Source organism: Brachybacterium timonense (assembly GCF_900258505.1).
GTDB lineage: Bacteria > Actinomycetota > Actinomycetes > Actinomycetales > Dermabacteraceae > Brachybacterium > Brachybacterium timonense.
In genome coordinates, this window is record NZ_LT984895.1 from 377,784 (window position 1) to 396,428 (window position 18,645).

General features: G+C 68.0%; 14 protein-coding genes and 1 pseudogene. 11 read left to right on the top strand and 4 right to left on the bottom strand.

The genetic code is table 11. The annotated features are described in order from the left end of the window. The first annotated feature begins 181 nt into the window (after positions 1-181). From C8271_RS01595 to C8271_RS14045, 5 genes and pseudogenes are all read left to right on the top strand, one after another. Positions 182-835: an alpha-1,2-fucosyltransferase gene (locus C8271_RS01595; protein ID WP_170957760.1), complete on the top strand. Its 654-nt coding sequence runs from the start codon at positions 182-184 to the stop codon at positions 833-835. Then, a complete protein-coding gene (locus C8271_RS01600; protein WP_106505842.1) occupies positions 832-2,364 on the top strand; it encodes a lipopolysaccharide biosynthesis protein in 1,533 nt (510 codons plus the stop codon). Before C8271_RS01595 ends, C8271_RS01600 begins: the two co-directional genes overlap by 4 nt. A gap of 92 nt (positions 2,365-2,456) precedes the next feature. Beyond that, positions 2,457-3,590 carry a glycosyltransferase gene (locus C8271_RS01605; RefSeq protein WP_106505843.1) on the top strand — a complete coding sequence of 378 codons (1,134 nt, stop codon included), beginning with the start codon at positions 2,457-2,459 and terminating at the stop codon, positions 3,588-3,590. 138 nt (positions 3,591-3,728) lie between these two features. After that, the gene (locus C8271_RS01610) at positions 3,729-5,246 is read left to right on the top strand and encodes a sugar transferase (protein WP_245920733.1); all 1,518 of its coding nucleotides are present in this window, start codon (positions 3,729-3,731) and stop codon (positions 5,244-5,246) included. Next, a pseudogene (locus C8271_RS14045) lies at positions 5,233-5,649 on the top strand (VanZ family protein); the annotation flags it as partial. The gene C8271_RS01610 and the pseudogene C8271_RS14045, both read left to right, overlap by 14 nt. Before the next feature lie 34 nt (positions 5,650-5,683). On the opposite strand, the gene C8271_RS01620 reads toward C8271_RS14045, so the two are convergent. Then, entirely contained in the window at positions 5,684-6,568 is an 885-nt protein-coding gene (locus C8271_RS01620; protein WP_245920735.1) for a nucleotidyltransferase family protein, read from the bottom strand. 86 nt (positions 6,569-6,654) lie between these two features. On the opposite strand from C8271_RS01620, the gene manA reads away from it, so the two are divergent. The 3 genes from manA to C8271_RS01635 are packed head-to-tail and all read left to right on the top strand — an operon-like array spanning position 6,655 to position 9,400. Next, positions 6,655-7,857 carry a mannose-6-phosphate isomerase, class I gene (manA, locus tag C8271_RS01625; protein ID WP_106505845.1) on the top strand — a complete coding sequence of 401 codons (1,203 nt, stop codon included), beginning with the start codon at positions 6,655-6,657 and terminating at the stop codon, positions 7,855-7,857. Further along, positions 7,854-8,138, top strand: coding sequence for a PqqD family peptide modification chaperone (locus C8271_RS01630; protein WP_106505846.1), 285 nt, complete (start codon positions 7,854-7,856; stop codon positions 8,136-8,138). The genes manA and C8271_RS01630 overlap by 4 nt, the downstream gene beginning before the upstream one ends. Continuing rightward, a complete protein-coding gene (locus C8271_RS01635) occupies positions 8,135-9,400 on the top strand; it encodes a hypothetical protein (RefSeq protein ID WP_106505847.1) in 1,266 nt (421 codons plus the stop codon). The genes C8271_RS01630 and C8271_RS01635 overlap by 4 nt, the downstream gene beginning before the upstream one ends. On the opposite strand, the gene C8271_RS01640 is transcribed toward C8271_RS01635, so the two are convergent. Then, positions 9,364-10,470, bottom strand: a complete 1,107-nt coding sequence (locus C8271_RS01640; protein ID WP_212591312.1) for a MauE/DoxX family redox-associated membrane protein — start codon at positions 10,468-10,470, stop codon at positions 9,364-9,366. The two genes, C8271_RS01635 and C8271_RS01640, sit on opposite strands and share 37 nt — an antisense overlap. Next, positions 10,467-11,066: an arsenate reductase/protein-tyrosine-phosphatase family protein gene (locus C8271_RS01645; protein WP_170957761.1), complete on the bottom strand. Its 600-nt coding sequence runs from the start codon at positions 11,064-11,066 to the stop codon at positions 10,467-10,469. Before C8271_RS01645 ends, C8271_RS01640 begins: the two co-directional genes overlap by 4 nt. A gap of 65 nt (positions 11,067-11,131) precedes the next feature. On the opposite strand from C8271_RS01645, the gene C8271_RS01650 reads away from it, so the two are divergent. After that, positions 11,132-12,580 carry an aldehyde dehydrogenase family protein gene (locus C8271_RS01650; protein WP_106505848.1) on the top strand — a complete coding sequence of 483 codons (1,449 nt, stop codon included), beginning with the start codon at positions 11,132-11,134 and terminating at the stop codon, positions 12,578-12,580. Here C8271_RS01650 and C8271_RS01655 read toward each other — a convergent pair. Continuing rightward, the gene (locus C8271_RS01655) at positions 12,546-13,601 is read right to left on the bottom strand and encodes a LacI family DNA-binding transcriptional regulator (RefSeq protein ID WP_106505849.1); all 1,056 of its coding nucleotides are present in this window, start codon (positions 13,599-13,601) and stop codon (positions 12,546-12,548) included. The genes C8271_RS01650 and C8271_RS01655 overlap by 35 nt on opposite strands. 207 nt (positions 13,602-13,808) lie before the next feature. Here C8271_RS01655 and C8271_RS01660 point away from each other — a divergent pair, with 207 nt between their 5' ends. Both C8271_RS01660 and C8271_RS01665 read left to right on the top strand, forming a co-directional pair. Next, positions 13,809-15,038, top strand: a complete 1,230-nt coding sequence (locus C8271_RS01660; RefSeq protein WP_106505850.1) for a glycoside hydrolase 5 family protein — start codon at positions 13,809-13,811, stop codon at positions 15,036-15,038. A gap of 124 nt (positions 15,039-15,162) precedes the next feature. After that, positions 15,163-18,288, top strand: a complete 3,126-nt coding sequence (locus tag C8271_RS01665) for an alpha-mannosidase (RefSeq protein ID WP_106507796.1) — start codon at positions 15,163-15,165, stop codon at positions 18,286-18,288. Positions 18,289-18,645 lie beyond the last annotated feature (357 nt).

An 18,645-nucleotide genomic window follows, 5' to 3' on the forward strand; every position in this document is an offset into this window, starting at 1 on the left:
CAAGCAACTTCTGCGCCATCGCGTGCGCGCGTCGCTCTTCCAACCTCTCGGACACGCTGCGGGCGTGCCCGCAGTGCACATCACGTCGCCGCTCACGAGAGGCGGGAACTATCTGTACTACTGGCTGTGGGCGCACACGAATTCCCTCGCGGGGGAGAAGTCGCGGGTGCAGCACCATGACGTGATCGACGAATGGTTGCGGGAATTTCCGCTACTCGACGCGCTGACCGTGCGAAAGTCGATTTTTCTCAATGTCTTCGCGCAGTGGGTGAGCGGTCACAAGCATGAATTCGACATGGACTTCGATCGCGAGGCGCTCACCGGTTTCTGCCGTGAAGTGGTGGCGAGCTCGGCTCGCTTCCAGCACCGGCTCTCCGTTCTGCGCCAGCAGATCGACGATGGCACGTGCGTCCTGAACGTCCGTCGAGGCGACTACTACGCGAATCCCGATCTCACGCCCATCTACGGGATCGATATCCGCAAGCACGTACGTGAATCCTTCGAGATCCTAGAGAGCGAAGGGCGCACTGTCTCGAAAGTGCTCTTCGTCTCCGATGATGTTGCGTGGTGCGTCGAGAATCTCGCCGAACTCGTGCCCGCGGAGCACGGCGTCATCGATGATCGCAGATCCATGTTTGACGACCTCGCGGCGCTGGCAACCGCCCCCCAGCTTATTCTCGCGAACTCGACGTTCTCCTTCTGGGGAGCATTCATCGGTGACGCCCTGGCACCGGAGCGAGTGGTGATCGCGCCCTCTAGGCACCTGATCGCCGACGACGGGACGCCCTACTCCGCAACCTTCGACCCGCGTTGGCGACGGACGACGGCCGAATGAGCGCAGCTGATCCGAGCGGCGGCGCCGACGAGCCTCTCGAGTCCCCGGTTGCCGACGGTGCGGGAGGAACTGCCGCGCCTGAGAGCGTCGGGCGCCGGGCCGCGCGCGGTTTCGCATCGATGACGGCCGTCCAGCTCGTGCGTTTCGTCGTCCTCACGGGGTCGATGGTCGTGATGAGCCGGTTGCTGACGCCGCGCGAGTTCGGACTCGTCGCGATGGTGACAGCGGTCATCGGCATCGCCGACATGTTCCGCGATATGGGCCTGTCCACGGTCACGATCCAGGCGAAGGAGCTCTCACGGGCGCAGCGCGACAACCTGTGGTGGGTGAACGCTTCCATCGGGGCTCTGCTCAGCTGCGCGATCGCGCTCGCCTCTCCGCTGATCGCGTGGGCGTACGGCGTCGCGGCGCTCCTTCCCATTGCCTTGGTCATGTCACCGATATTCCTCGTGAACGGGATGACGACGCAGTACCAGGCGAACCTCCAGCGCGAACTCCGCTTCACGAGCATGGCGCGGATATCGATAGGCAGCCAGGTGATCAGCGCTCTGGTGGGCATCGTGAGCGCTTATTTCGGAGCGGGCTACTGGGCCATCGTCGCCCAGAACCTCACCGGAGCTCTGCTCGGTCTCGTGATGACCGCGACGGCCGCGGGCTGGATTCCTGGCCGATACGTGCGAGGCTCCGGCACCTGGGGCCATGTGAAGACCGGATGGCAGTACTTCGCCAGTGCGATTCTCTTCTACGTCGAATCGAATGTCGATTCCGTGGTCATCGGTCGAGTCTTCGGCGCGGAGTCCCTGGGCGGATACAACCGCGCAGTCCAGCTCGTGCGTGTTCCCCTGAACATGATCTCCGGCGCCGCCGGATCCGTGCTCGTTCCCGCGATGGCTCGAGTCCAGGATTCCGACGAGAAGCTCAGGCGAGCGCTCCGGCTCCAGTTCATCGCCACTGGCTATCCGATCCTCGCGGTCGTTCTCGTCGTCGTCACGGTTCCCGATTCGCTGCTGTCCCTCGCGTTCGGCTCGCAATGGCTGCACCTCGGGGCGATCCTCTCGTGGGTCGCGGTGGGTGCCGGAGTCTCTAGGCTGATCAGCGGCGTCGCCGGGGGGCTCACTGCGCGGGGGCTCGCGAAGGATCTGGCGCGGCTGTCTCTGCTCAACGCTCTCGTGGCGGTCGTGATCGCGATCGTCGGCTCCGTCTTCGGCGTGGTCGTCATCGCGGCGGCGATCGCGGTTTATATCGCGGTCTCGTGGCCCTTGGGGCTTGTCATCCTGCATCGGCGTACCGGAATTGCGATTCGCGACGTCCTTGGGGCAGGACTGCGGCTCGAGACGGCAGGCGTCGTGGGAGGCATATGCGGCACAGCCCTGTTTCCCCTGCTTCCCGGCATGCCCGCGTGGGCTGATGTCCTCGTCGCAGGCATGGGAGCTAGTGCGTTCGTCGGTGCCCTCTCGATGGTCCCTGGTTATCGGAGAGATTTCAGGGAGGGCCTTGGCCTCGTGGAGCATTTCCGCTCGCGCCGATGAGCACGTGAAATCACGACAATCGAATTCTTTGGGAGACTGGCGGTGAAGGATGCTTGGGTGTAGGACCGTTCCGAGGTGATGGAGACGTATCGATGCAACCCAGACTCGTCATCGTCCAGACCGAGCCGTTCGGCTCGGCGGGCGACCGCGTCCAGATCGTCGACAAGACTCTGACCGGTCTCACGGCCTATGCGCGCTCATGGCCCGGCGAGACCGTCGTCATCGCGCGGCCGCGCCCGATCGCGGACTCCGCGGTCCAGACGGTCTCGCGAACCGCGGACCTTCCCTTCAACGTCGAACTCGTCGAGGACCCCGCCGCCGCCTCTGCTATCACCGGTGCGGATGCTCTGCTCGCGATGCACCAGCCGTCCCACGCCCCGCTCATGGCCCGCGGCGCCCGCAACGTCGTGTGGTTCGCCGAATTCCCACTCGCAGAGCGGATTCTCACCGCTTCGATCGGTGCGAGCGTGCTGGATCGTGCCCGGAGCACGGTCGGCTGGCTGCGGCAGGCTCGGCTGCTCCGGCGTATGATCACGGAATCCGCTGGGCTGCAGTCCAACGGCTATCCCTCCCACCTCGCGTACGGCCCGCTCTCGCCGAACCCGATGCTCTACTTCGACACCCGTGTCCGGTCCGCGATGATCAGGCGGCCGGGCGATGAGAGCCGGGGCGGCTCTGCGCCCACGGGCGCGCTGCGTCTCGGCTTCTCCGGTCGGCATATCCGAGCGAAGGGCGCAGACCACGCGATCGAGCTCGTGCGCCGACTGGACGCACGTGGGGCAGCCGTGACGATGGACGTCTTCGGCGAGGGGGAGCTGACCGCCGAGCTCCGTCGGCGCACGTCAGCGCTTCCCGTCCGCTTCCACGGGTCCGTCCCGTTCGACGAGGAATGGGTTCCCTATGTCCGCGAGCATGTCGACGTCATGGTGCTTCCGCACATCCAGGGCGACCCGTCGGGCACCTATCTTGAGTCCGCAGCCTTGGGAGTGCCCGTCCTCGGATTCGCGAACCGCGCGTTCGCGCCGCTCGTCGAGCGCCACGGAGTCGGATGGGCCGAGCGCGTCGGAGACGATGCCGCGCTCGAGGCGGAGGCGCGTCGGCTGCTCGAGCAGCCCACGGCGATTCCGGAGGCCGGCGCGCGAGGCATCGCCTTCATGGAGCAGCACACCTTCGAGTCCGAGTTCGCCCAGCGCATGCGCCACATTCGGGAGATAGCTGACGTCTGACTGTGTCTGAGACCCCATTGAACCGGGCCGAATCGGACATTACCCTCTCGTAAGTAGAGGGAACTACAGAAAGTTCTCGGACGAACCAGCCGCAGCGCCCGCGCGGGTGCTCGCCGACGCACGACGGGAGATACGCGGATGTCGAGCACCATGACCAGAGTCGAGTCCGCGCCGTCATCGAGCGCGGATGAGACCGACAGGTCGGAGCTCGCAACGCGCCGCCCCGCGCGCGCCCGGCAGCGTCGCACGCAGCGCCGCTGGGGGATCGCCGGTCTCGTTGCCGCCGACACCCTCGTGATCGCCATCGCGATGCTGATCGCGTTCATCGTGCGGCAGCGGTCCCTCGGCCGCGCCGCCGACCTGCAGGCGAACGTCCTCGACTCGGCGGCGCTCATCGCCGTCGGCTGGATCGCCGCGATCGCGCTCTCCGGCGCCTACTCGGCCCGGCTCCTCGCCACCGGCACCAAGATGTTCCACCTCATCGCGCAGGCGAGCTTCGCCGCCGCCGGGATCGTCGCAGCCGGAGTGTTCCTGCTGAACATCGAGCTGTCCCGCGTGTTCTACGTGGTGTTCTTCCTCGTCGGCCCGTTGCTGCTGCTCATCGAACGGTACGCGGCCCGCAAGATCCTCGGCCGGATCCGCCGCGGCGGCCGCTTCCGCACCACCGTGATCGCCGTCGGCCCCCTCTCCCATGTCGACGGGATCGCCCGCACCCTGCAGCGCGAATCCTGGCTCGGCTACGACGTGATCGGCGCGATCACCCCCGACGGCGACCCGCGCACCCGCACCGTCAACGACATCCCCGTCCTTGGCCACGAGGACGACCTGCTCGAGATCCTGCACTGCGAACAGCCCGGCGTGCTGCTGTTCACCGCGGGCGCCACCGGGACCGCAGAGCAGTTCCGCCGCACCGCGTGGAAGCTTGAGGACCACGCGATCGACGTGATCGTCGCCCCCGCCATGACCGACATCGCCCCGGACCGGGTCGAGCTGCGGCCCGTCGCGGGCCTCCCGCTCGTGCACATGGACCGCCCCCGCGCCCGGGATTCCTTGCGCTGGACCAAACGAGCCTTCGATATCGTCGCTGCCGGAGTGGGCCTGCTGCTGATCAGCCCCCTCCTGCTGATCATCGCGGTCGTTGTGAAGCTGCATGACGGAGGCCCTGTTCTGTTCACCCAGGAGCGCGTGGGCCGTAATGGCGAGGTCTTCGACTTCTTGAAGTTCCGCTCCATGGTCACCAACGCTGAAGAGGTGCTCGCGGAGATCCGTGCCTGCGAAACCCAGGACAAGGGCAACAAGGTCATGTTCAAGATGAAGAACGACCCACGCATCACAGCCCCGGGTCGTTTTCTGCGCCGCTACAGCCTTGACGAGCTTCCTCAGCTGGTCAATGTGCTGCGTGGCGATATGAGCCTGGTGGGCCCCCGCCCCGCCCTCGTGCATGAGGTCAGCGCCTACGACGAGGATGCGCGCCGCCGTCTCAGCGTGCGTCCCGGCATCACCGGGCTCTGGCAGGTCTCCGGCCGTTCTGAGCTTTCCTGGGAGGAGACCGTCCGTCTAGACCTCTACTACGTGGACAACTGGTCCTTCCTGCAGGACCTGCAGATCCTCGTCCGTACGGTGAAGGCCGTACTCGCGTCCGATGGCGCCTACTGAGTCCGATGGGAGCCCGCCTGACGTGACCCCGCGCACCACCTGGCGTGCGGCACGTGCCGTGGCGGTTGCCGTGCTCCTCGTCTATGTGGGAGCCGCTGCCTGGCTGCTCCTGACCACCGATGGGTGGGCAGTGAACCGGCTGAACGTCCTGATCTGGACCATCACCGTTGGGCCAGCTGGCCTGCGTCTGCCGATCACTCCGGAACAGTTCGCCGTGGTGGCCAACGTGCTTTTATTCATCCCGGCGTTCACTGCGCTCGCTCTCCTGAGACCGAGCTGGTGGTGGGTGCTGGCGGGCGCAGGAGCCTCGGGCGCCGTGGAGCTCTACCAATACCTCGGCGGCTCTCGAGACGCCAGCCTCGCCGACCTCGCAGCGAACACCCTCGGCACGGCGCTCGGCGTCGGCCTGGGCTTGTGGATCAGCCGGGCCGCACTGTTCAGCCCCGAAGCCGCCCGATCGAGGAGCCGAGCACTCGCCTCCCCGCTCGACCGAGCCGGCCCACCCAGTCCCGCGCGAGATCCACTCGCGTCGGTACCCTGCCCAGACGAAGCGCCAGATGATCGGGATTGACATGCATCGCCGACCACAGCACCGCCACATGCTCACGTACTCCCCGCGCGTCCCGCAGGCGAGCGAACCACACGGCCGTCGAGTTCTCATGCTCATGCAGAGCCGTCCACAGCCGTGCCTGAGGAAGGCCAACCACGTCACCCTCACGACCTGTGGCGATCGCCAGCGGTACGACGGCATCGAGCCGCCGGGCGAGTGCCTCGACCGCCATCCTCTTGTCATCCGAGGCGCTGTGCCAGGCCCGCTCGACGTCCCCGGATGCTTCATGTCTTCCCGTGCGCGCTGCGTGGACCAGCATGATCAGGCGCTGCCCAATGAGCGAGGGCACAGCAATGGGGCGACCGCCGTGTTCCACGAGCACCCGCTCGGACCACAGTGCCTCGAAGGTCGCGGCGGGATCTCGATGCAGGCCAGGGAACCATCGGTGCAGATCAACCGTGCCCCAGACGGGGTGGTAGTAGGTGGCGGCGTGCGCGAAGACGCTGCCGTGCTCGAACGTGGTCATCCGCTGCCAGGAGGCGCCCTCGAGCGCGTCGACCATTGCCTCGACGCCTGCCGGATCCACCAGCAGATCGCAGTCGGTGGAGGGCCGACGCCCTCGTGTCAGCGCAGGATCCCAGGCCACGCCCTTGACGTGGAGGACGCGGACGTCCGCATGATCAGCCAGCGCCTGCAGCGCCCCATGGGCCAGGCGCAGGCGGACCGCCATCGGGATCTCGGGTGCGCTCACCATTTCATCGTAGAAGGTCACGCCCCTTCTGGTCGGGTGAGACGAAAGTCTGGCATGCAGGAGACTGAAAACGTCCGGGACCGAACACGTGAGGGAGGAGCCTGAGCATGTGGGAGCTGACCCCCCGCATCCAGCATTACGCCTGGGGTGACACCGCGGTGATCCCCGACTTCCTCGGAGCGGGTCGTGACGGGCAGCCGTGGGCGGAGGCCTGGTACGGAGCGCATCCGACCGCGCCCGCGACACTCGAGGACGGCACCGGTCTCGATGCGGCGATCGCTGCTCGCCCCCGTCGGCTCCTGGGCGAGGGGATCGAGCGTGCATTCGGGCCGCGCCTGCCGTACTTGCTGAAGCTGATTGCCCCCGATAAGCCGCTCTCGCTGCAGGTCCATCCCACCAGGGAGCACGCCGCGGAGTCCTTCGCCGCGGAGAACGCGGCGGGTCTGGACATCGAGGACCCGCGCCGGAACTACCGCGACGACAACCACAAACCGGAGATGGTGCTGGCGCTGACCAAGTTCGAGGCCCTGTGCGGCTTCCGCACTCCCCGCCGCGCACAGCAGGTGCTCACCGGCTTGGACACGGTTCTCACGGATCGGTTGTACGGGCTCTTGCGCGAACAGCCCACAGCCGCCGGCATGCGCGCGGCGTTCCGCACCCTGGTCTCCTCGACTATGCGACCCAGCCCCGATCAGGTCGCCGACGTCGCTCGGGCCAGTGCCGAACGGCTCGCCGCAGGCCGCTCGCCGTCGCCCCGTATCGATGCGACTGTCGCGCGCCTGCACGAGAGCTTCCCCGGTGATCCGGGCGTCGTCGCGGCCATGCTGCTGAACCCGGTGACGCTCCAGCCTGGTGAAGCGATGTTCGTCCCGGCCGGTGCGATCCACGCGTACCAGTCCGGTTTCGCTGTCGAGATCATGGCCTCCAGCGACAACGTACTGCGCGCTGGCCTGACCCCGAAGAAGGTGGACGCCGACGAGATGCTCCAATGCGTCTCCGTGGTCGCCGCACCCCCGATCCGTATCGCCCCCGAATCACTCACCGACCGCACCGTCGCCTACTACGCACCGGTCGACGATTTCGAGCTCACAATCACCACGCTCAAGGACGTTCCCGGATCGTTCCAGCCCCGCCACGTGGTGCCCGGCTCAGGCCCGCGCATCCTGCTCTGCCTCGAAGGAGACGCCCTGGTGGAGAGCGACTCCGGGCGTCGACGACTCGGCACCGGGCATGCCCTGTTCGTCCCCGCTGATGCCCGCGCCGTCCGGCTCGGCGGGCACGGCCGAATCATCCAGGCGTGTGTCCCGTGAGCACGGTCTATCGGCTCGCGAGCATCGTTCACGAGCCGGACATCGATGACCCTCGCGCGCTGTGGGTCGCGCCCGTTCCGGAGGGGCCGGTGGCGCGATTGGATGGTGTGGGGCCGCTGATCATTGACCTGCTCATGGAGAGCCCGATGAGTACCGACGAGCTCCTGCAGCAGATGCGCGCCATGCTCCCGGACACCCCCGCCGACGCTGACGAGACGGTGCGCACCTTCCTCGACTCGCTTGTCGGCTCAGGGATCCTCACTCGTGAGGAGCCCGCGTGACGACCTCCGATGACATGCCCGCTCTCGGCCAGGTCGAGGTTGCGAGCACAGCCATGCGCGAACTCGTGCTCGACCTGCCGGGCGGGCCGCTCGCACTGCAGATCTCTGAGCCCGGCACCGAATTGGCGTCAGACCTCACGGCAGAGCTTCGCCGACTCTGGTCCCATGTCCTCCTGGACCCCGCGCCCGGCGGCGACATCGAGACCCTCGAGATTGCGGCCCCCTCAGCTCTGCCCGTCGGTACTGAAAACGCCGAGGCTGCTCGGGCCCGCCTCGAGCGGGTCACCTACGACGCGTCTGGGCGCATCACCCGCGCTGTGCTTCCGCGGCTCGTCGGCTCCCGGGTGTTGCTGCACGCCGGAACTGTTCAGCGAAAGGACGGCGGCGTCACCACGGTGATCGGCCCCTCCGGTGCTGGCAAATCCACCGCGATCAGCATGCTGGGCCGTGGGGAGGTCTATCTCAGTGACGAGCTGAGCATCATCGACCCCGACACCTTCGCGATCACCGGCTATCCCAAGCCGGTCTCGCGGGTGGCTACCGCCGGACATAAGTGCGACGTCGCTCTGTCCGAGCTCGGGCTGACGCCTGCGCGTACTGCCGGACCCCCCGATCAGATCCTGCTGCTCAACCGCGACCCAGCGCGCACCGCACCCGCGGAGCTGACCCGCTGCCCGATGGCCACGGCGATCGTGCGCATCATCGAACAGTCCAGTTCGATGTGGCTGGTGCCGCGACCTCTCGAAACGCTGGCCCGACTGCTCGACTCCGTTGGCGGAGCCCTCGAGGCGCACTACTGCGAGGCCAGTGACCTTCCGGAGCTCCTGCGCGACATCCCCGCCGCGAGGCATCAGGACTGGGCGGTCATCGACGGCACCGGGCCTGAAACATCCGAAAGCCCTGCCAGCATCGAGGGTCCCGAACTGCAGCAGTGTGCGATGACAACCGGGTCAGCGGCGGCGCCGTGCGAGGTGGATGGCGGACACGAGATTCCGGCACTCACAGACACCGTGACCGTGGCACCGTTCTACCAAGCGCTGCTCACGCAGGACGGCACGGTCATCCTGCTGGAGATGCGCGCTGCCCACCTCACCGGGCTCAACGCCCTGGTATGGGAGCTCCTCGTCGAGAGTGGCCCGATGACAGGCCATGACGTGGCGTCCGCGCTCATCGCCGCCATCGGCCCGCACCCGCAGGCCCAGGAGTTCACCCTGCAGGCACTGCATCAGCTGGGCGCTGACGCGCTCATCCGCTCCTGCTGATCGGGCTGCTCTGTGCCCTCGTCGTCGGCGGCATGCGGGTCCGCGATCTCCCCATCGTCGATCGCACCCTGGATCTGATCAAGGATCTCCTGCCCGAACTCCAGGACCCTGCCGCCACCCGTGACCGGGCCGCCGGCGGTCATGCGGTCGGCGCCGAGCAGCATCGCGCTAGGAGTGCCGTGCAGCTCGAGGACGTCGGAGATGTTGCCCTCGAGGTCATGCATCGGATCACCGCCGGCACGGTCGATTGCCTCCTGGGGGAGTCGGTCGAGTTTCTGCACGTACACCACTTGCACATGCACCAGACCTCCGAGAGCCTCGCGCCACTGCGGCACCGTGTCCAGCACGCGCACACAGGGTCCACAGCCATAGGACAGCATCAGCAGCAGGACTGCACGCCCCGTGGCGAGTTCACGCAGGGACATGCGCGAGCCGTCGGCCGCCTCGAGCATTCCGTAGGGGATCGGCTGGCGCAGGTAGTCGAGCTCCTCAGCCTGCTCGCCCTCGTCCAGCGGGCCGGCCGCGACAGGATCGGTCTGCTCAGCCCTCGCACTCCGGACACCGCCCAGCACGAACACCGTGATCGCGCAGGCCACCGCGAGCGCCAGCGTCCAGCCGAGCAGCTGGAGCGGGGCCGTCGTCACGGCCGCCGCGATCGCGCCTGTCGCCGCAGCGATCACCCCCACCAGAGCCGTGGCCGTCAGCAGAATGTTGCGCAGCAGCGTGGCGCGAGAAACCGTCGGCGAGGCGATCGTGCCGAAGCATGAGCACTCCACCTGTTCCTCGAAGGTGAGCGCCCGCGCGATGATCACCAGGTACGCGACCATCAGCAGCGCGACACCGACCGAGACCACGACCTGCAGCGGCACGATCGGTACCCACAGCAACGCCGCGGCCACGAGCTCCACGACCGGTACGGCGATCGCCGCCAGCGGATGCAGCCCCCGCAACGGAAGTCGCAGCGAGGTCATCGCATCCACGGTCTCGGTGCGCGCCGGAAGCTTCGCCAATCCAGACACCAGGAGTGTGAAGGTCAGGATGATCGGTGCGGCGACCAGAGGGGACATCATGGGTGCTCCTGAGAGGACGGGGCCGGTCCATCGATGAAGACAGCCAGATCAGGCGGGGCGATGAGGTCGGCCAGGATTTCGACGTTCTGCTCGATCGTGGCGGCGGCCTGTGCTGCGGCCTCGGGCCCGCGCTGGAACGGATCCAGCACGCCGGGGCGATCAAAACTGTTGCGGGCCCAGGCGGCGACATCTCGGCGCGTCACCGCCCGGTCATTGACCTGTCCGCCCAGGCGGGGCAGCGAGGTCAGCAGCCCGATCCGATCCACAGCGTCGGGCCGCTCCTCGATCAGGGGCCGACGGTGCTGACGCGACATCACCAGCACCAGATCGGCATCGAGATCCATTGCTTCCACCTGGCGGCCACCGTCGGCCCGCGGGGTGATGCCCCGCCGGCGCAGCTCGGCGGCCATCGGCGGATCCATGGGGCGGCCCTCGAGCGCGGTCACCCCGGCGCTTGCGACCGTCAGGTCGGGCAACAGCCAGGCGGCGAGGCGTTCCGCAAAGGGGGAGCGGCAGATATTCGCGGTGCAGACAAACAACACCGACTGCACCGGCCCATCGGCCCGGCGCGCCGAGAGGCGATGCTGTGGTGTCACATCGCCCAGGGTACGGCGCCGTTTCGGCCCTCGCCTGGCAACCGACCGGGAACTATCGTGAAGCCATGTCGACCGATGACGCCCCTGACACCGACGCCCGCCCTGCGGCACCGTCCGCCACAGCCCAGGCCCGGCAGCAGGCCGCCCACACGATCGCCGGTGCACGGGCTCTGTACGACAGCGGCGCCACCCGCAGCATCGATGCCCGACTGGCGGTGCTCGCCACCCTCGATAAGGCGCTACGCATCCAGCGGCAGAACCTCCTCGACGCCGTCTACCGAGACCTGCGCAAAAACCCCACGGAGGCGACCCTCACCGAGCTCGGCGTGCTGCACCAGGAGATCGCGCACGTGCGCAAGCACCTGAAGGGCTGGGCCAGGCCACGCAGTTTCAGCCCCGGGATCACCCTCGCGCCCGCCTCCGGGCGCCTCCAGCATGAGCCGTACGGTGTCGCCCTGGTGATCTCCCCGTGGAACTACCCGGTGAGCCTGTCGCTCGCCCCGGTGGTGGCCGCGATCGCCGCCGGCAACACGGTGGTGCTGAAACCCTCTGAGCTTGCTCCGGCCACCTCGGCGGCGCTCGCCCACCTGGTGCGTACTCACCTGGACCCGAACTGGGTGCAGGTCGTCGAAGGCGGCGTGGACGAGACCACTGCGCTCCTCGAGGAGCGGTTCGACGTCATCCTCTACACCGGCAACGGCACGGTTGGGCGGATCGTCGCCCGCGCCGCCGCTGAGCACCTCACCCCCACGATCCTTGAGCTCGGCGGCAAGAGCCCCGTGTTCGTCGACGATGACGTGGACCTTGCGACGGTGGCGCGCATCATCGCCTGGGGAAAGTTCACCAACGCGGGCCAGACCTGCGTAGCGCCCGATTATGTGCTTGCCCGCCCCGAGACCCTGGACCGGCTCGAGCCTCACCTGCGCCGTGCCGTGCGCGAGCTGTACGGCAAGGACCCGCGCCGCTCCCACGACTACGGCCGCATCATCAACGAGCGCCACTTCGACCGCGTGCTCGGCCTCATGGATCCCGTGCGCTGCACCGTGGGCGGTCCGGAAACAGCCGCTCGCGCCGAGCTGTACATTCCGCCGACGGTCATGGTCGACGTCGACCCCTCCGACGCCGTCATGGACGAAGAGATTTTCGGGCCCGTGCTTCCGCTGCTGGCCGCGGACGGCCCCGATGACGCGATCCGCTTGATTCGCGCCGGCGAGAAGCCCCTGACCGCCTACGTGTTCTCTGGTTCGCCCGAGGTGGAGGAGGCCTTCGCTCAGCGCACTTCGTCAGGGTCGCTCGCCTTCGGGCTCACGCTCGCGCATGTGGGCTCGACGACGATGCCGTTCGGTGGGGTGGGAGAGTCCGGCATGGGCGCCTACCACGGCCGCGCCGGGTTCGAAGCCTTCGGGCACCGCAAACCGGTCGTGTCCAAGCCGGTCAGGTTCACCACGTTGTCGATGGTCTTCCCGCCGTACGGCCCGCTCAAGCGTCGGCTGATCCCGCGCCTGTTCGGCTGACTGGCCGCAGCGAATCGCGCACCACCAGGCGCGGCGCGTCGATGGAGCGGTGTACGGGGCCCGCCTGCGCCCCGCGTTCGCGCATTCCACGCAGGATCCTCACGGCTTCCTCACCGAGCACGGCGGGGGAACGCTCCAGCGTGGAGAGGCGCGGTGACCGCATCACGAGGCCTGGAGTGCTCTCCCAGGAGACCAGGCCGACGTCCTCGGGCACTCGCAGGCCGCGCTCGGTCAGGCCGTGAAGCATCGCGAGTGTGATCATCTCGTCCTCGCAGACGATCACGTCGGGCAGGCCCAGCTGCACCAGCTGGTTCAGGCGCTCATCGATCTGGTCGGCCAGATGGCCGTCGGCGGGTGTTACGGGAGCTGCAGGCACGATGGCAATGCCAGCTGTGTCGCTGGCCTGGAGGGCTTTCTGGCGTGCGGCATCGTGCTCGAACTCGCTGACAGTGCGCACGTAGGCCAGGGAGCGGCAACCCATGGCTGCGAGATCTGCGAGCAGGGTCGCCATCGTCTGCTCGTCGTCAATCTCGACGGTCGAGACGGGGGCGCTGGTGGGTGGGCGCCCGATGAAGACCGCAGGCAGGCCCAGGGAGTGCACGAGACCGGGGCGCGGATCCTCGAGCCGCGGGTTCACGAGGACCACGCCGTCCACCCGGGACTCGCCATGCCACTGGCGGATCGCGCGCAGTTCATCCTCGAAGGTCTCCACCATCTTCAGCACCAGCGCCACCGGCGAGCCGGCGAGCTCACGTTCGATGCCGGTGATGAGGTGCAGGTAGAACGTGTCCGAGGGGATCACTTCGAAGGACGTGGTGATCACCAGCCCCAGGGCGTTCACCCGTGACGTGGACAGCGCCCGCGCGGCGGCCGAGGGGACCCAGCCCATCTCGTCGGCTACAGCTTTGATCCGCTCGCGCGTCGCAGGAGCAAGACCGGGCCGCCCATTGAGGGCGAAGGACACCGCAGTGCTGGAGACACCTGCCGCATGTGCGATGTCAGCGATGGTGGGGCGGGACATGGCGCAATGATAGTTCTCACCTGCGGGGTTAATCGCTTAAGCTCGAGAGCGTTGCGCACAGGGCGCAACGCACGGACGCGCTGAGTGACGATCCTCGGGCAGGACGGACGGTCCCGGCAGATCCAGGCTCTGCCGATATCCTGTCCGGAGCTCGAAGAGCACCAGTGCGACCGGATGCAGGACCACGACCGACAACGAGGTAGACCGGTGGATCAGCTCCAGGGCGAGGACGCCCTCCTCCCGCGCTTCGGCGCGAACTACACCCCGCGGCGCGGATGGTTCCACTCCTGGGACGATCTGGACCTCGGACAGATCCGCGAGGACGTGCAGGCACTCGCCGAGCTCGGACTCGATCACCTGCGGATCTTCCCGCTGTGGCCGACGCTGCAGCCCAATCGCACCCTCATCCGCTCCGCTGCGATCGCCGACGTTCTGGCTGTGGCCGACGTGATCGGGGAAGCGGGCCTCGACGTCTCCGTGGACCTGCTGCAGGGCCATCTGTCCAGCTTCGACTTCCTCCCCGCCTGGGTGAGCACCTGGCATCGCCGCGGCCTGTTCACCGATCCCGATGTGATCGACGCCCAGCACCAGCTCGCCCGTGCACTCGCCGCGCCACTTGCGGAGCGCCCCCATGTCCTGGGTCTCACCCTGGGCAATGAGATCGGCCAGTTCGCCGCACCCCGACACCCCGACACCTACGTCACCTCGACCGACGAGGCCTACCGGTGGAACCGAGACCTGCTCGCCACCCTGGAGCAGGTCTTCCCGCGCGGCCGCCACCAGCATTGCTTCGACGACAACCTGTGGTTCGTGGACGACCACCCCTTCACGCCGGCCGCAGCGGTGCAGCTCGGAGCCGAGACCACCGTCCACTCCTGGGTGTTCGGCGGCGCCGCGCAACGATTCGGCATCGACGCCCCCGAGCTCCATCTCTTCGGGCGTTACCTGCTGGAGATCGCCGACATGTGGCACCACCACCTGGACGTGCCGGCAGAGCGCACCGTGTGGCTGCAGGAGATCGGTGCCCCCACCCCGTGGGTCTCGCCCGATCGCGCCGCCGAGTTCCTGGCCGGAAGTGTGCGCGCTGCGCTGGGGTTCCCTAGACTGAGCGCCGTGACGTGGTGGTGCTCACATGACGTGTCCCGGGAACTGGCCGACTTCCCTGAAGTCGAGTACACCCTGGGGCTCATCGACGCCCGTGGTGAGGTCAAACCCGCAGGTGTTGCGATGCGTGATCTCATCAGTGAGGTGCGTGCCGAGCGCCCTGTCGACCACGCGCACACCGACGCCCCCGTCGGCCCCGAGCCACTGCTCGTGCTGGGCCTCGCCCGCGACGGCTCCAATCGCTCCATCACCGATACCGCCTCGGACGTCTTCGGCCGTTGGATGGCCGACGCGCTCGACGGCGTGATCCGTCCGCTGCGCGCAGCGGACTGATGGGCAGGGTCTGCCGACGCAGCAGCCAGTATCGCGTCGGCCCATGACCCACCGCTGCACCCACGCTGCACCGCATCTGTCCCCGAACCACCGCACCGAACCCGACTCGAAGAGGTGTCTGACCATGTTCGACAATCGCTCCACCAGCGAAGGCCGCGTCCATCGCTTCCTGCGCGAGATGCTCCCCGAGCGCCGCAATCTCGACACGGCGCCGCTGACCATCTCCGCGTGGGAAGTGCCGGACGAGCCGGTGCCCTTCGCCGAAGCCGTCGGCCAGGAATACACGCCGATCAACGTGGGCGACCGCTGGGGCCGCCCCTGGTCCACGCTGTGGCTGCACGTCACCGGCACAGTGCCGGAAGCGTGGAGCACCGGGGATGACCGTGACGTGGAGCTGCAGCTGGACCTGTCCTTCACCAACTCGCCGGGTTTCCAGGCTGAGGCCCTGATCTGGACGCCTGAGGGCGAGACCATCAAGGCGATCAACCCGCTGAACCAGTACCTCACCCTGGAGCCGGGCCAGGACGTCGACCTGTACCTCGAGCTGGCTGCTAACCCGTCGGTCTCCGGCAACTGGGTGTTCGCCCCCACTCACCTGGGCGACAAGGCCACCGCCGGTGAGGACCCCATCTACGACCTCACCCAGCTGCGCCTGGTGTGGCGCTCGAAGGACATCTGGGAGCTCGAGCAGGACGTGCGCGCCCTGTTCGAGCTGATGGTCGCCCTGCCGGAAGAGACCACCCGCCGCCAGGACATCCTGCGCACCCTCGAGGACGCCCTCGACGTGGCCGACCCCGACGACCTGCACGCCACCGCGCCCGCAGCACGTGAGGTACTGCGCCGCGAACTGGACAAGCCCGCGAATGCGTCGGCCATGACGGTGGTGGCCACCGGCCACGCGCACATCGACTCGGCATGGCTGTGGCCCGTGCGGGAGACCATCCGCAAGTGCGCCCGCACCTTCTCCAACGTGTGCTGGTTGCTCGAGCGTTACGACGACCTCAACTTCTCCTGCTCCTCCGCGCAGCAGTACGAGTGGATCCGTGACTTCTACCCGGGCCTGTTCGAGCGCATCAAGGGGCACGTGAAGAGCGGCCGCTTCATCCCCGTGGGCGGCATGTGGGTCGAGTCCGACACCAACATGCCGGGCTCCGAGGCGATGGCTCGTCAGTTCATCCACGGCAAGAGCTTCTTCATGAACGAGCTCGGCGTGGAGACCCGCGAAACGTGGCTGCCGGACTCCTTCGGCTACTCCGCCGCGCTGCCGCAGATCTGCGCGGCCGCGAACAACACCCACTTCCTCACCCAGAAGGTGTCCTGGAACCAGTACTCCACGTTCCCGCACCACACCTTCTCCTGGGAGGGCCTGGACGGCACCACACAGTTCACCCACTTCCCGCCGGCCGACACCTACAACGGCATGCTGAACGCCGCCGAGCTGCTGCGCGTCGAGCAGAACTTCAAGGACAAGGGTCGCTCCCACTACGGCCTGACCCCGTCCGGCTGGGGTGACGGCGGTGGTGGCCCCACCCGGGAACACATCGCCTCCGCCAAGCGCTTCAAGAACCTGGAGGGCACCCCGAAGGTCGAGTGGGCCAGCCCCACGGAGTTCTTCGAGAAGGCCCAGGCCGAGTACGGCGAGCACCTGCCGCGCTGGAACGGCGAGCTGTACCTCGAGCTGCACCGCGGCACCTACTCCTCGCAGATCCCCGGCAAGCAGGGCAACCGCCGCTCCGAGGCGCTGATGCATGACGTCGAACTGTGGTGCGCCACCGCCGCGCGACTGGACACCTCCTTCACCTACCCGGCGGAGGAGATCCACTCGCTGTGGTCGCGCGTGCTGCTTCTGCAGTTCCACGACATCCTTCCCGGCTCCTCCATCGCCTGGGTGCACCGCGAGGCCGAGCAGAACTACGAAGGCATCGCCGCCGACGGCGAGAAGCTGGTCGAGGCCGCCCTGGCCGCGATCGCCCGCACACAGGGCGTTGAGACCGAGCCGGCCGTGGAGATCACCGGCATCGGCGCGGACCGCCCGCGCGTCTTCGACCTGCGTGCGACGGCGGCCGGCGACGGCTCCGCACAGGCAGTGTCGGTGGACCGCAACGGCGACACGATCACCCTGGACACGCCCGCCCTGCACGTCGAGATCGACGAGGGTGGCCGCCTCACCAGCCTGCGTGAGGGTGCCGATGGCCGAGAAATGATCGCCCCCGGGGCCGGCGGCGCCGTACTCCAGCTGCACCGCGACACCCCGAACGCCTGGGACTCGTGGGATATCGACGAGTTCTACCACCGCATCCGTCGGGACCTGCCGATCGTCGGCGCCCCGGAGCTGGAGACCGACGAGGATGGCACCGTGCGCGTGCGCGCCACCTACCGCACCCGCGGCGAGGACGTGCTCACGCAGGAGCAGCCTCACCCGGAGCATCCGGCCAACGGCGCTGGCTCGGAGATCACCCTGACCTACTCCGTTGCCCCCGGCGCGGAGGCCCTGGGCGTAGACCTCGACATCGACTGGCACGAGCGCAAGAAGGTGCTCAAGCTCGCCTTCCCGCTGGACCTGCGGGCGCCGCGGATGAGCTCGGAGATCCAGTTCGGGCACATCGACCGTCCGATCCCGGTGAACACTCTGGAGGACTTTGGCCGCTTCGAGACCTGTGCCCACCGGTGGGTGCGGGTCCAGGAGGGCCGCGGCACCGAGGCAGCGTTCGCACTCGCCAATGACTCCAGCTACGGGCACGACGCGCGGCGCCTGCTGCGCGAGGACGGCGGCACCACCACGGTGGTGCGTGCCACGGTGATCCGTGCGGCCATGTTCCCCGACCCCACGGCGGAGGAGGGCCATCACCGCATGCGGTACGCGGTGAAGCCGTCGGCCACGATCGCGCAGGCGATCCAGCTGGGTGAGGACCTCAACCAGACTGCCCGCACCGTGCCCGGTGGCCAGGAGCTGCAGCCGCTCGCCGTTGTCAGCGGCGGCGAGGGCGAGACCACGGCGCGTGTGCAGACCGTGAAGCTTGCCGAGGACGGCTCCGGTGACGTGATCGTGCGCTTGTACGAGGCTGAGGGTGAGCGCACCACGGCCACGGTGCAGGTGCCCGGCGCAGCCCGCCTGGTGGCGACCGACCTGCTCGAGCGTCCGCTCGGGCCGGACTCGGTGCTCGCTCACCGAGCGCAGGAGGCGCAGGGCGAGGCGATCACCCGCACCCTCAGCCCCTTCGAGATCATGACGGTGCGCGCGAGCTTCTGACCGCGCCGCGCGGGGGCGTGTCGGACTGCGCCGCGCGGGGGCGTGTCGGACTGCGCCGCGCGGGGAGTGGCCGGTTGAGTGGCCACGCAGGGACGTATTCGTGCCGCCTCTTATACACATCTGACGCTGCCGACGACCTACCATGTGCAGATTTCCGCCCGCGCCGTTTTACACAACAAACACCGCCGACAAGCTTCATCTTATGAGGCTGTGCTGNCCGCACAATGGACTTATGTTTCCCGCCTCTGCTGCTGCGCCAGCCCTGACCGTGCTCACCCAGAACATCCCCATGCCCTCGCCATCCACGCCCCCGCCCCACCCCCACCCTCGCCAGCACCCCCGCCACGCACCCCCGGC